The sequence below is a fragment of the Pseudoalteromonas shioyasakiensis genome, assembly GCF_022398475.1.
GTDB lineage: Bacteria > Pseudomonadota > Gammaproteobacteria > Enterobacterales > Alteromonadaceae > Pseudoalteromonas.
The window spans coordinates 25130-37574 of record NZ_JAKEVM010000031.1 but is presented as its reverse complement, the minus strand read 5'-3'; the positions used below and the strand labels follow the sequence as shown (position 1 = coordinate 37574).

Below are 12445 nucleotides of genomic sequence, written 5' to 3'. Positions count from 1 at the left end.
CTATTAATTCTTACATGAACTCTAGGGTGTGCTCTAAAAGCTATATGAAAAAATAGAGTTTTCCATTGTTTAAATTTGGCTGTTAAATGGAGTAGTAGTTTAATAATCTTAGTGTGCTAGCTTTATATTTCATAATTATTCTATTGTTTGGCTATGATATAGGTTATATGTTTAAGGAGCTAATAGAGCGTATTTAGGGTGGTAATCACCACCCTATGAGAGGCTCTCTAGTTCAAACAACCAACTGAACGGCATCAATAATCGGTTTGTTTTCGGTATCAATGGTGTCGATGATGTGTTTGTGTAGGCGCTTTTTGTGCTCTGCGAAAATAGCGCGTTTTTTATCGAATTGGCTGGCAAATTCGAGGGCGGTATTAAATAAAGCTTCGCTGTTTGGGCAAGCTTGTTCGATAACATGATCTGTGGCAAGTTCGCCAGCGGTAACGCGGCGGCCAGTTAGCATCATTTCGTTAAAGCGATAGTCTGGAATGGCTTTTTTAATAAAGGCGAGCATGCCCGGTAAAAACGGGATCGATAAGTCCACTTCGGGGAAGCAGAAGAAACCACGGTCGCTTTGCATAAACCTAAAATCACAAGCGCACGATAAAATAGCGCCATTACCAAATGCGTGGCCATTTATCGCTGCGATTACTGGCATTGGGAAGAGTAATAGGCGTTTAAATACCGCATCCATCGAGTGCATAAAGCCACTTACTTCTGCAAATTCTTGTGCTTTTAATGCCGGCATAAGCCAATCGGTATCTATGCCCAAGCTCCATGATTTTTCGCTGCTTGAAGTGATCACCAGTGCTTTGTGTTCAGGATTGCGTTCGATTTCGTCAAGGCAATTTAAAAAAGCCTCTGCAAAAGCAGGGTTATGACGATTTTCAGCTGTTGTCATAGTTAAGATAGCAACAGAACCTTGTGTGCTTACATTCATCAGTGTCATGCTGTGCCTTCAATTTTATAGTGTTGTGGGCATAGTTATAACCCATAGGTTTAACAAAATAAACCACAAGTCTGACCAGTTGTGAATTTAGGGGCACTTCTCTTTTGGTTGATATGGTCTTTTAGTCGAAAGGGTTTTTCAAATAGTCGCTAATAGTGGTGAGCCATGATAGCGTTAGCTCAAACACACTATTTAAAGCGTAACAATGGATTTGATCAGTTGGCAGTTTTTGGGTGGAGATTTATTAAGTCCGATCAGCACTATAATGCTCATTGTGGTTGCGGGCTTTACTTCTATGATTTCAGCAGCTTTTGGTGCGGGTGGCGGCTTAATGCTGCTGGTGATCATGGCATCTATGCTTCCTATGAGTGTGGTTATTCCTGTCCATGGGTTAGTACAGTTAGGCTCTAACGCAAACCGCTTTTTATTTACGTTTAAACATATTGATGGCGCTATGTTTGTGTACTTCTCTTTAGGGGGAGTCATAGGAGCGCTGGTTGCCTCAACGATTGTCACATCAATTCCCCTTGAATTAATGAAAATAGTGGTCGCTGCCTTTGTGCTTTATTTACTGTGGGGTGTGACGCCAAAGCTCAGAGAAACCTCAAAGTTATGGCGTGTTCTTGCTGGGCTTTGGACCACGTTCATTTCGATGTTTGTAGGGGCAAGTGGGCCTTTGGTTGGCAGCTGCTTATATGTCAATAATTATAATAAGCTTAAGTTTACTGCCACATTTTCAAGCTGCATGACAGTACAACATACCTTAAAAGCGATTTTATATGGGGCTGTGGGGTTTGCATTTTGGCAGTGGTTGCCGCTGGTTATGCTCATGATATTGAGCGGTGCTTTAGGTACTTGGCTTGGCCTTAAGTTACTGCACCGCATTTCGTCAGATAAATTTAAAAAGATTTTTCGTTTAGTGTTAACGGTGCTTTCCCTGCAACTTGCGTGGCAGGGAATTATGGCTTTTAGTATTTAAACAAACCCAGTTTGGCAACGATGCCGCGTTCTAATTCATTGAGCTGGCCTATGGTGTTATCAAGGTGCTGAGCTTCTTGCGATAGGCTCTTAGCGCCTTGGTTAATGAGCTGCATGGTATTTAAGATATCAGCGGTCACACTGGTTTGCTCTTCAGAACTTGCTGCCACGCTTTCGTTCATTTGATTAATGGTATTGATTTGTTTAGCAATATCTTTAAACACCGCTTGGCTTTTTTGATTCGCTTGGCTCACTTTATCGCTGAGTGACTTACTTTGCTCCGTTGCCGTTACGCAGTCAGAGGTATTGTTGTGTAGCGATACAATAATTGATTCAATCTCAGACGTTGAATCATAGGTTTTACTAGCAAGCGCTCTTACTTCATCGGCTACCACAGCAAAGCCACGGCCTGATTCACCCGCACGAGCCGCTTCAATAGCAGCATTTAGAGCCAGTAAATTGGTTTGCTCGGCAATACTTTTTATAACATCGAGCACTTGGCTAATTTCATTACTGCTGGCGTTTAATTGTTTAACTACGTTTGATGTATGGTCGAGTTGTGCAGCTAATTCGTCAACCATGTTGCCATTGGCATTCATATTTTGTTCGCCTTGTTGGCATAAGCGATGTACGTCGGTTGTTTGCTGTGCAGTTTGATTAGCCCCTTGCGCAATCTCTTTGGTTGCTTCACTTAACTGACTAAGCGCATTGGTTGCAGAATCAGTGCGGTTATACTCAAGCTCGGCTTCGTTTTTAGAGCGCACAGATGCTTCGTTTACTGTACTGGCTATCATTTCAAGTTCACTGGCTGTGCTGCCTAGCTCTGTAATTATTTCTTGTACTTGCGCTATAAATCGATTGAAACCATCAACCAAATAGCCTATTTCATCATTAGATTGATAGCTAATACGTTTTGTAAGGTCGCCTTCACCTTTGACAATTTCATCAACAAGGCTATTTACGCTATCGATTGGTTTTATCACTAACAGTCGCACGATATAAATAATCACCGCACCCAAGGCGATAAAAGAGACCAGCAAGGTAATAAACATGGTGCGTGTCGAATCAGCAATGGTGCTATGCAGTGCTTGTTGTGAGTAACCAATTTTTATGTGACCAATTAAATTATCTAAATAGTGCAAATCAATAGTTTTGCTAACCGATGCGTTATTGCTTTGTTTTGTAATAGCGGCCAGTGGCTTATTGCGATGATCTGTCACTGAAATGCTATGTACATGTTTGTTTTGCGAAAAGGCTTTAATAATCTGATTGATTAACGGTTCATCATAAGAGAATACCGGCTCGGCTAAAATAACCTGCATTTGCTCATTAAGAGCCGTGATGTCGTCTTGCCATTGTTGTGTTTGACTCGACTTTGCGAGCAGGTAGTTTGCACTGATCACGAAGATCACGCTCAGTAAAAGGCACAAAGACAGTGCCAAGGTCATTTTATATTTTAATGATTTCATTGTGCGCTCATTGAAATGGGTTAAACCACAAAGGGCTATTTTTATTAGGTGTGTTCGACGATAACGTTGGGTTATCTAGCTCAATAACGCGACGCGAGCTTAAGTTGGCTTTTGATAAAACCGTTTGTACTTGGCTGTCTGCCAAAAACATGGCGTTAAATGTGCCATCAGCAATCATCTCGTTTAGCGCATCATTTAGCTGTTTATGAAGTGTGTGGTTGTTTTTGTTGACGAAAAAGTAAAGTGGTGCGGTGTACTTAATCACCAAATGCGGCTCTACAGTGAGGTTAAGCTCTGAGTGATTGGCAATTTCATCCCAAGGTTCATTCACCCCACGTGGGAAGTAATCAAAGCGCTCGCCTTCAAGCATTGGGAACAAATTAGGGTATTTTAATGTGGTAACAACGGGTAGTTGATTTGCTTTTAATATTTTAGTGTCTGGCCAGGTTTTACCTTGCCCAGCGGTGAAACGTTTTAAATCTTGTAAGTTAGTTACCGAGCTAAACAGTTCGCGATTTTGTGCTTTCACAATCGCGACTCGCATGCCAAGTAAGCCACGAAACAAAGGTATATAAACGGCTTTATAATCTTGCTCTAACTGAGTTGATGTCATGCTCCACATCACATCCAGCTGGTTGTTTTTTACATCGTTTAAGATACGTGCGTTAGAGATATCTTTATTGGTTTCGTAAGGGTGAACATACTCTAAGTCAGCCCGTTCAATGGCGCTGATCAATAATTTGTGGGGAAGGGAGGTATCGCCACTGTAACTTTGAACTTTTACCGGAGCTGCGAAACAAGCTGACGTAAAAGCAAAGCAAAAAAGAAAAGCAAAATGACGCATAAAGCACCTTTGTTATTATTATGTAAACAATAAACTAAAGTGCTTTACGCGCTTTCTCAATCTTATTTCTTATGCATACGTATTCATACCTAATCAATCGCCTAGTAGGCTGTCGATTGACTTATCACCATTAAATAATTCAAACACTTGTGGTTTTTTCGGTGTATGTTCAGCAAGGTATAGCAGGGTATCTGCTACATCTTCACGGTTGATCACCGCATCTTGGCGGGTTGCAGGCCGCGTGGTGGTTAATAGCCCTGTGGCAGCGTCATTTAATAGCGTGCCAGGTCTGACAATGCTGTAATTCAATTCGCTATTGGTTAAATGTTGATCAGCCATGTGTTTTGCAACTAAATACGGTTTGATACTACTTTCAATGTTGTCAGGGGCATCAGCACCGATTGAGCTGACCATAATAAAGTGCTTAACCTTGGCATCTACCGCATAATTAATCGCTTTAACAGCGGCCCATAGATCTATAAGTAAGGTTTTATCAGCACCTGTAGTGCCGCCGGATCCCGCGCTAAAAATCACTTGTTCAACGCCCTCGAAGGCACGACTAAAATCGTTTTCGAGGTCTTGCTCTACAATCATTAAATGACTACTTTCAAGTGTACTCAGTTTGCTTTTATCTCGAACCAGAGCCACTACATCATGACCGTTTGCCAGCATTTTTTCGGTGGTCATTTTACCTATTTGGCCCGTTGCGCCAATGATTAAGGTCTTCATATCAAACTCCTTCTAATTGCTGTGTAAGTAAAGACCTTGGGGTGTGGATTTATTTTTAAAGGGGTACAAGCAAACTTTGAATAAAAAAGTATTATTTGGCATAGTATTTAATTGGGTACAAATTCAATTAAAAGGACTTAAAGTGAAAATATATTTTAATCTTTTGATGGTGATAACATTAGCATTTTGCAACGCGGTATCTGCTAATCAATGGATATCACCTTATCCAAATAGTGACGTTGAAAAGTCGGTTAAACTCAGTGGCGAACAAACACAATTAATGAATCAGTTTGATGGCAGTAAAAAGTCATCAGAGCGATTTAGTTACACAGACTTTATTGGCGATGTAACCCACACATTGTACGAAATAAACAATGTTGCCACTCTCAAAGTATTTGAAAACTATAAACACGCTTTACTCACAGATGGCTTTAATATTGTTTATTCTTGTCAGCTAGACGCTTGCGGTGACAGCAGTGATTTTGCAGAGGAAGTCGGTTACTTTCAGCTCTATAATTATCATCGTAAGCCATATTATCTATTTGCCACTAAAGGTGAAAAGCCTGAGTTTGCTGTGTCATTATTTGTTGGCCAGTACAACAGTAAAACGCGTGTTATGAATAGCTCAATTGCGATTAAAGAGCTTGAAACAGGCCTGATAAAAGCCAATACAGCTGCTTTTGCAAAACAGCAAACAAATCCCGTTACCAAAGCACCTAAAGACGATATTAGAGGCTCAAGCGATCATCCATTACTTAGCCGTTATCCTGGTAGTTTTATTGAAGACTACGAGCAAATTGATTACGAAGAATTTTCACTACCAACAGGAATATTCAACCGTAAAAACAAAGCGCTACCTGTTGAAGATGTGATAGGTGATATCACTCGTATTACTTATGAAATTAGAAAAGTATCAACCCTTAAGGTCTTTCATAACTATGTGTCTGCCTTAACAAAAGAAGGCTTCGAAACGGTTTTTAGTTGCGAGCGTCAAGCATGTGGTGACGACCGTAAGGTAATACAAGCACTTGGTGATCACTTGTCGGTAAAACAAGTTTATAACTATTATCGCCAGCCGCGCTATCAGTTAATGAAAAGCACCATAGAAAATCAAACAACCTATGTCGCATTTTTTGTTGGGAATTACCAAGGCACTTCGCGAGTGCAGCTTGTTATAATTCGAACAGAGCCTTTACAAGGCGATTTAGTTAAAACCAATCCGGACCAAGTGTTAAAGCAACTAGAGCAAAAAGGTAAAGCAGCCATTTATGGCATTTACTTTGATCATGATAAATCAGACATTAAGCCAGAGTCAGCAGAGTCATTAAAAGTGATTGCGGATGTTTTAAATAAAAATAACAGCTTAAACTTGTACGTTGTTGGTCATACTGATGATAAAGGGAGCCCAGAATATAATTTAGGGCTGTCATCTAAGCGAGCTAAAGCAGTTGTTAAAGCGCTCGTGAGTCAATATGGCATTAAAGAGTCGCGTTTAATTAGTTATGGCGTAGGCCCTTATGCGCCAGCTGCCAATAATAAAAATGATTTGGGTCGTCAGCTAAACCGGCGCGTAGAGCTAGTTGAGCGATTAAGTAATTAACAATCAAAAGGGGCTTTTTAGCCCCTTTAAATTTTATTACGAATTAGGTCACGAACAATAAAGCGGGCGGGGTGAATAGCCTGACTCACACGTTCGCTAAATGGTCTTGGCTCATTGTTTAAACAAGCAATTAAATTTTCAGCACAAAGGGGGGCACTGCACAGGCCTCTTGCACCAAAGCCTGTGAGTACATGCAAGCCTTGCTGAGGTTTCGTTAACGTTTGGTACTGATAACGCTTACCTAATCTTAAATTAGCAAACGCACTTACATAATCACTTTGTTCAGCCCATTCACCAGCCATAGGTAAATGGTCAATGAAGGTACACCTTACAGCTGCTTTCGCTGCAGTTATCTCACCTAAGGTCGTTGCAAACTCGCTGTTTGTGTAAAAACTTAATAGTTGTTCGCGATTGGTGTGGTTGTCTTGCTCTTTAACTTCACGGCTTTTTGAGTTTTTTTCAAAAGTCGCGCCCATGCAATGATGGCCCTGATATTCAGGAGTAAAATAGCCCTTATGGCAAAGCACGGTCTTTAGGCGTTTTGACTGCTCGCTTGCTTGCACATGCGAGACTTGGCCGCGCACACCAACAATAGGTAGCGCTTGAGTTTGGCTAAACTGGTCACTGTGTTCACCTGCACAATTAATCACATCACTAAATGGCCCGAAAGTTTGCTCTTTGCTGTGTAGTAACCAGCCATCTGCGGTTTTCTCGAGCTTTTCAATATGGCAATTAAAGTGACTGTCCATTTTATTATTGGTAGTTGCACTTAACGAATTTGCCGCATTAAATAATGCTGTAACCAGTGCTGGTGGATTTACCCAGCCACCTTTTGCAAAGAATACACCTGAGTAGCCTGTTTCTACACCGGCAATTTCGTCACCTTCTTCGGCACTTACATTACGCATTAATTCAGCTGGCCAAAGTTCTTTATCGGCAAGGTTTTGATGTTTATCAGCTAGGCCTTGTTTAACCGCGTGCTGTAATACACCACACCACTGGTGAGGGTAGTCAAAACCATCATCAAGTAATTGTTGGTATAGACGCATCGCATATAAAAAACTATGGGCGAACATTTCACTGTGTGGTGAATTTTTCGCTTGTAAATGCGGATACACAGCCCCTTGTACATTGTGAGAAGCGCCCATGGCAAGCGCTTCGTCTTGGCAAAAAAGCGTGGCTTTTAGGCCTCTTTTTGCCAGTGAATACAGTACACTGCTACTGGCAATACCACCGCCAATAACAGCAACATTACTCAGTTCACTTTGCTGATGAGCAAAATAGGCAGGCCCTGACTGTTGCTCATTAGGCTCAGAGAGATCGCCAATCAGCATTTCGCGCTTTTTACCATAGCCTTTTGCTTTACTCATGCTAAAGCCAGCTTCGATGAGTCCTCTTCTGACAAAGCCTGCGGCAGTGAAAGTGGCGAGTGTGGCATTTGCTCTTGAGATAGCACACATTTTGTTGAACAAACTCTGTTGCCACATATCTGGGTTTTTGCTCGGAGCAAAGCCATCTAAATACCACGCATCGACAATCCCTTCACTTGCGTAGCTCATGGCATCAATACTGTCTTGTACGTCACCAAAATAAAGGTCGAGTATTAGTTTGCCGCCTGCAAATTCAAGGCGATGACAGCCGGCCAAATTAATTGGGTATTGAGTAATTAGTTGCTCACTATACTTGCTTAAACTAGGCCAGGCTTTGAGTGCTTGAGCAAGGTCATCACGCTTAATAGGAAATTTTTCAAAAGAGATAAAGTGCAAGCGGGAAACACTCTTTTTACCACTATGGTCGGGTTGATTTTGAACTTCTTGCTCTGCATGCTGCCTATCTAGGTGAGCAGCAAAGTGCTGCCAGGTATTTAAAAAGTTAAGCCCCGTACCAAAGCCTGTTTCAGCAATCGCAAAGTGGTTACGGTCATGATTTTGTAATCGTTGCGGGATATGGTTTTGTTGATAAAACACATAATGTGATTCGGCTAAGCCATCGTCATTAGAAAAATAAACATCGTCAAACTGATCGGCGACAGGGGTACCAAGGTGATTAAAATGAATATGTGCGTTTTTGATCATGGTTTAACTAATTAACTACAAACTTTTTTCATTATTTTACGTGTTTTCTTTGAAATAGTCTGGCGTTATTTATAAGCTAGACATTCAGAGTACATGTGTACGCTAGAAAGCTGACCACTTCGAAAGTAATTTCAGCGTAAAATAGAACACAATTTAGTATAGAGCTAAGGTAATTACCCATGAGAAGAGCCGTTATTACGGGCATCGGTGTTGTTTCAAGCATCGGTAACAACAAAGAAGAAGTATTAGAATCATTAAAACAAGGCCGTAGTGGTATCGCGTTCAACCAAGAGTTTGCTGACTACAACCTACGTAGTAACGTATCTGGCAAAATCGATATTGATGTTAAAGAGTTTGTTGATCGTAAAGCGATGCGCTTTATGGGCGATGCTGCTGCATACGCTTATATCTCAATGTCACAAGCGATTGCAGATGCAGGCCTTAGTGAAGATCAAGTTTCAAACGAGCGCACTGGTTTATTAGTGGGTTCAGGTGGTGGTTCATCTAAATGGCAAGTTGAAGCGGCTGACATTTTACGTGAAAAAGGCGTAAAACGTGTTGGTCCTTACATGGTACCACGTACTATGGCGAGTACGACTTCGGCGTGTCTTGCAACACCATTTAAAATTAAAGGTGTTAACTACTCACTAAGCTCTGCATGTGCGACATCTGCACACTGTATCGGTCATGCGGTTGAGCAAATTCAATTAGGCAAGCAAGACGTAATCTTTGCAGGTGGTGGTGAAGAGCTTCACTGGACGCTAGCAATGGAATTCGATGCAATGGGTGCATTGTCTACTAAGTACAATGAAACACCAGAGAAAGCATCACGTACATACGATGCAAACCGTGACGGTTTCGTTATCTCTGGCGGTGGCGGTATCGTTGTTGTTGAAGAACTTGAGCATGCACTGGCTCGTGGCGCGCACATTTATGCAGAAATCACTGGTTACGGTGCAACGTCTGACGGCTACGACATGGTAGCTCCATCAGGTGAAGGCGCTGTACGTTGTATGAAGCAAGCAATGCAAGATCTTGAAGGCGGCATTGATTACTTAAATACTCACGGTACTTCAACACCTGTTGGTGATGTGAAAGAGCTTGGCGCTATTCAAGAAGTATTTGGTGGTAACTCGCCAATGATCAGTGCAACCAAAGCGATGACAGGTCACGCTTTAGGTGCAGCAGGCGTTCATGAAGCAATCTTCTCGCTATTAATGCTTGAGCATAACTTTGTTGCTCCATCTATCAACATTGATGAACTAGATGAGCAAGCTGAAGGTCTAAATATTGTAACTGAGCGTAAAGACGTTGAACTAAATACAGTTATGTCTAACAGCTTCGGTTTCGGTGGCACTAACGCCACATTAGTAATGAGCAAATATAAAGGTTAAACCTCTCCAGTATTTGCTTAAAGCCGAGCAATAGCTCGGCTTTTTCATTTGTTATAAAGTCTTAGTTGTTACCTATCCGAATACTGATAAATTCGCTACAATAGCGCCACTTTCTGCCTCTCGGACACACAAATGAAAATTCTTGCAGATCAAAATATGCCATTGGTTGAGCAGTACTTTGCCGATTTTGGTGATGTTGAGCGATTTGATGGCCGTAATCTTCAACCCGAGCAGCTAGTCGGGGTTGATATCTTGTTAACCCGCTCTGTTACCAATGTAGATAAAGCCTTACTCACTCAAGCAGATAAATTAAAATTTGTGGGCACAGCAACCATAGGTGTTGATCACATTGATACCGAGTTACTTGCTGAGCGAAATATCGCATTTAGCAGCGCACCAGGTTGTAATGCCGTGGCGGTTGCTGAATATGTTATTAGCTGCTTGTATGCCTTGAGCCAAGAAAATGCCAGTTCATTACAAGGTAAAACCATCGGCATAGTGGGTGTTGGCAGTATAGGTAGCTGTTTACGTGATAAGCTTAGCCTGCTTGGTATGAATGTATTGTTATGTGATCCACCAAAACATGAAGCCGGTGAGCTTGCAGAGCATATTGAGTTAGACACATTACTAGCCCAAGCCGATATTGTGACTTTTCACGTGCCATTGGTTAAACAAGGTCCGCATAAAACCTTGCACATGCTAGACGAAACTCGCTTAAAAGCACTTAAGCCGGGTATGACGATTATCAATGCAAGCCGTGGTGATGTGATTGATAACCAAGCATTGCTAGCATTGTTTGAGCAAGGCGCAAAATTAGATTGTGTGCTTGATGTTTGGGAAAACGAACCCAATATACTGACACCTCTGCTTGATTATGTACGTTATGCCAGTGTGCATATTGCAGGGCATACACTTGAAGGCAAAGCCCGCGGTACACAAATGCTGTATCAGCAAGTATGTGAGCTTGAAGGCATCGCAGCGCTTAAGTCTCTGGACGATTTTTTGCCAGAACCAATTAGCCACTCTGTCACGCTAGGTGAAACCTTTAACCTAGATGATATAGGTCGCTTAGTGCACTTAATTTATGATGTGCGTCGCGACGATGGCATTTTACGAAGTAAATTAGCAAGCGAAGGCTTTGATAGTTTACGCAAGAATTACCCGCCACGACGCGAGTTTAGTACTTTGTCGGTGGCTGCCAACAGTGCATGTGAAGGCGCATTAGCTGCACTGGGATTTAGAATTAACGAATAAAGCCATTTGCTTTATTCAAAAGAGGAAAACACATGTCGCAAAAATTTAATGTAGCCGTATTAGGTGCCACAGGTTTAGTGGGTCGTCAGATTATCGAAACTTTAGAAGATCGTAAGTTTCCGGTAGACCAATTATTTTTACTCGCAAGCAGCCGTAGTGCTGGTGAAGAAATTCAATTTCGCGGTGAGAGCATTGAAGTAATCGATGTTGAAGAGTTTGATTTTAGCCAAGCTCACATTGGTTTATTTTCAGCAGGCGGCAGTGTCTCTGAAAAATACGCACCGATTGCGGCGGACGCAGGCTGTGTGGTAATTGATAATACCTCACACTTTCGTAATGACTACGATGTGCCACTAATTATTCCTGAAGTGAATGCATCAAGCTTAGCGGATTTCAGAAACCGCAACATCATTGCAAACCCTAATTGCTCAACGATTCAAATGCTGGTGGCACTGAAGCCAATTTATGATGCTTATGGCATTGACCGCATTAACGTATCAACTTATCAAGCTGTATCGGGTGCGGGTAAAGAAGCCGTTGATGAACTAGCTAAGCAAACAGCAAACTTAATGAATGCGCGCCCGATGGATAATGCTGTTTTCCCTAAACAAATTGCTTTTAACGTGATCCCACAAATCGATAGCTTTGAAGATAACGGTTATACCCGCGAAGAAATGAAAATGGTCAACGAAACACAAAAAATCTTAGGTGATAACAGTGTTGTGGTTAACCCTACTTGTGTTCGTGTTCCCGTGTTCTTTGGTCACAGTGAAGCGATTAATATTGAAACGCGTATGCCAGTAGATATCGAACATGTGAAGCAGCTATTAAACGATGCACCTGGTGTAGAGTTTATTGAAGATTTAGCCGATTATCCAACTGCAGTATCAGACGCTAGTGGTAACGATACTGTATACGTAGGTCGTTTACGTGCTGATATTTCGCACCCGCATGGTTTAAACATGTGGGTTGTTAGCGATAATACGCGCAAAGGTGCGGCAACAAATAGTGTGCAGATTGCTGAAGAGCTAATCGCAAATTATTTATAAACCTGATGATTTAGGCTGAGCTAAATTTAAGAAAAGCGGCAATTTGCCGCTTTTTTTGTGAATTCACTGCCAAATTATTGCCGCATACGCTGTAAAAGCGTATA

General features: G+C 41.7%; 10 protein-coding genes. 5 read left to right on the top strand and 5 right to left on the bottom strand.

Annotation, left to right across the window (positions count from 1 at the left end):
* Positions 1-232 precede the first annotated feature (232 nt).
* Positions 233-949 carry an enoyl-CoA hydratase/isomerase family protein gene (locus tag L1D51_RS08155; protein WP_054561844.1) on the bottom strand — a complete coding sequence of 239 codons (717 nt, stop codon included), beginning with the start codon at positions 947-949 and terminating at the stop codon, positions 233-235.
* Between the two features lie 205 nt (positions 950-1154).
* Between L1D51_RS08155 and L1D51_RS08150 the strand changes: the two genes are divergently transcribed.
* The gene (locus tag L1D51_RS08150) at positions 1155-1928 is read left to right on the top strand and encodes a sulfite exporter TauE/SafE family protein (RefSeq protein WP_055020932.1); all 774 of its coding nucleotides are present in this window, start codon (positions 1155-1157) and stop codon (positions 1926-1928) included.
* On the opposite strand, the gene L1D51_RS08145 is transcribed toward L1D51_RS08150, so the two are convergent.
* From L1D51_RS08145 to L1D51_RS08135, 3 genes are all read right to left on the bottom strand, one after another.
* Positions 1918-3396: a methyl-accepting chemotaxis protein gene (locus tag L1D51_RS08145; protein ID WP_239963391.1), complete on the bottom strand. Its 1479-nt coding sequence runs from the start codon at positions 3394-3396 to the stop codon at positions 1918-1920. The two genes, L1D51_RS08150 and L1D51_RS08145, sit on opposite strands and share 11 nt — an antisense overlap.
* A gap of 7 nt (positions 3397-3403) precedes the next feature.
* Positions 3404-4240 carry a substrate-binding periplasmic protein gene (locus L1D51_RS08140; protein ID WP_055020930.1) on the bottom strand — a complete coding sequence of 279 codons (837 nt, stop codon included), beginning with the start codon at positions 4238-4240 and terminating at the stop codon, positions 3404-3406.
* A gap of 93 nt (positions 4241-4333) precedes the next feature.
* Positions 4334-4969, bottom strand: coding sequence for an SDR family oxidoreductase (locus L1D51_RS08135; protein WP_239963390.1), 636 nt, complete (start codon positions 4967-4969; stop codon positions 4334-4336).
* A gap of 142 nt (positions 4970-5111) precedes the next feature.
* On the opposite strand from L1D51_RS08135, the gene L1D51_RS08130 reads away from it, so the two are divergent.
* Positions 5112-6569 carry an OmpA family protein gene (locus tag L1D51_RS08130; RefSeq protein ID WP_239963389.1) on the top strand — a complete coding sequence of 486 codons (1458 nt, stop codon included), beginning with the start codon at positions 5112-5114 and terminating at the stop codon, positions 6567-6569.
* A 26-nt stretch (positions 6570-6595) separates the two neighbouring features.
* On the opposite strand, the gene mnmC is transcribed toward L1D51_RS08130, so the two are convergent.
* Positions 6596-8644 carry a bifunctional tRNA (5-methylaminomethyl-2-thiouridine)(34)-methyltransferase MnmC2/FAD-dependent 5-carboxymethylaminomethyl-2-thiouridine(34) oxidoreductase MnmC1 gene (gene mnmC, locus L1D51_RS08125; RefSeq protein ID WP_239963388.1) on the bottom strand — a complete coding sequence of 683 codons (2049 nt, stop codon included), beginning with the start codon at positions 8642-8644 and terminating at the stop codon, positions 6596-6598.
* A 179-nt stretch (positions 8645-8823) separates the two neighbouring features.
* On the opposite strand from mnmC, the gene fabB reads away from it, so the two are divergent.
* From fabB to L1D51_RS08110, 3 genes are all read left to right on the top strand, one after another.
* Positions 8824-10038 (top strand): beta-ketoacyl-ACP synthase I, encoded by a 1215-nt coding sequence (gene fabB, locus L1D51_RS08120; protein ID WP_054561838.1) that lies wholly within the window; start codon positions 8824-8826, stop codon positions 10036-10038.
* Positions 10039-10170: 132 nt separating this feature from the next.
* Complete coding sequence (locus tag L1D51_RS08115) at positions 10171-11292, top strand: 4-phosphoerythronate dehydrogenase (protein WP_054551680.1); 1122 nt, start codon at positions 10171-10173, stop codon at positions 11290-11292.
* 32 nt (positions 11293-11324) lie between these two features.
* The gene (locus L1D51_RS08110; protein WP_054551679.1) at positions 11325-12341 is read left to right on the top strand and encodes an aspartate-semialdehyde dehydrogenase; all 1017 of its coding nucleotides are present in this window, start codon (positions 11325-11327) and stop codon (positions 12339-12341) included.
* The last annotated feature ends 104 nt before the right edge of the window (positions 12342-12445 follow it).

Bases quoted from the DNA above. Each gene is read 5' to 3' on its own strand.
- L1D51_RS08150 (WP_055020932.1), top strand. From the start codon at position 1,155: ATGGATTTGATCAGTTGGCAGTTTTTGGGTGGAGATTTATTAAGTCCG.
- L1D51_RS08135 (WP_239963390.1), bottom strand. From the start codon at position 4,969: ATGAAGACCTTAATCATTGGCGCAACGGGCCAAATAGGTAAAATGACC.
- mnmC (WP_239963388.1), bottom strand. From the start codon at position 8,644: ATGATCAAAAACGCACATATTCATTTTAATCACCTTGGTACCCCTGTC.
- L1D51_RS08155 (WP_054561844.1), bottom strand. From the start codon at position 949: ATGACACTGATGAATGTAAGCACACAAGGTTCTGTTGCTATCTTAACT.
- L1D51_RS08110 (WP_054551679.1), top strand. From the start codon at position 11,325: ATGTCGCAAAAATTTAATGTAGCCGTATTAGGTGCCACAGGTTTAGTG.
- fabB (WP_054561838.1), top strand. From the start codon at position 8,824: ATGAGAAGAGCCGTTATTACGGGCATCGGTGTTGTTTCAAGCATCGGT.
- L1D51_RS08140 (WP_055020930.1), bottom strand. From the start codon at position 4,240: ATGCGTCATTTTGCTTTTCTTTTTTGCTTTGCTTTTACGTCAGCTTGT.
- L1D51_RS08145 (WP_239963391.1), bottom strand. From the start codon at position 3,396: ATGAAATCATTAAAATATAAAATGACCTTGGCACTGTCTTTGTGCCTT.
- L1D51_RS08115 (WP_054551680.1), top strand. From the start codon at position 10,171: ATGAAAATTCTTGCAGATCAAAATATGCCATTGGTTGAGCAGTACTTT.